Below are 573 nucleotides of genomic sequence, written 5' to 3'. Positions count from 1 at the left end.
CGATCGGCGGCCAGGTCGGCGCGAAGGTCGGGCGCCGTCTCCCTCCGCCCGTCCTGCGGACCTTCATCGTCGTCGTGGGTACGTTCGCCATCGTCCAACTGCTCCTGCGCTGAGCCGGCGCCCGCCGGGGCGCCGGCCATCGGTCACAGGTCACCGCGACACGGGGCCGAGGCCAACACCCTTCCGTCACAGGGGGATCGGCCTCGGCATGTCGTCCGCGCCAAGGACTCGTTCACCGGCCTCCCGGGCCCGGGGGCGGGCCCGGCCGCCCCCTCACCGAGGCCGGCTCCGGACGCTTCGCCGGGAGGCGGGAGCCGTCCGGTTCACGAGCAGACGGTGTCGTTCTTCGGGACCGTCCCGTCGAGCAGGTACTTGTCGACGATCTTGGTCAGGCACTTGTTGACGGCGTAGGTGCCGTGCCCTTCACCCTCGACGGTGAGGTGGACACCGACTCCCTTGCCCAGCGCATCCGCCATCTTCTTGGCACCCTCGTAGGGGGTGGCCGGGTCGCCGGTGTTGCCGATGACGAGAACGGGGCCCGCGCCGTCGGCCTTCACGTCGACGGTGGACGCG

General features: G+C 71.7%; 1 protein-coding gene and 1 pseudogene. One reads left to right on the top strand and one right to left on the bottom strand.

Going from position 1 to position 573, the window contains the following annotated elements; genetic code table 11:
- Positions 1–113, top strand: a pseudogene (locus J0695_RS41425) (sulfite exporter TauE/SafE family protein); the annotation flags it as partial.
- A 210-nt stretch (positions 114–323) separates the two neighbouring features.
- On the opposite strand, the gene J0695_RS41420 reads toward J0695_RS41425, so the two are convergent.
- A partial coding sequence (locus tag J0695_RS41420) for an alpha/beta hydrolase (RefSeq protein WP_206969969.1) occupies positions 324–573 on the bottom strand: 250 nt, incomplete at its 5' end.

Origin of the sequence: Streptomyces beijiangensis (genome assembly GCF_017315755.1) — a bacterium.
GTDB classification, from domain to species: Bacteria; Actinomycetota; Actinomycetes; order Streptomycetales; family Streptomycetaceae; genus Streptomyces; species Streptomyces beijiangensis.
The sequence above is the reverse complement of the archived record's forward strand: the minus strand, read 5'-3'. Positions and strand labels throughout refer to the sequence as shown.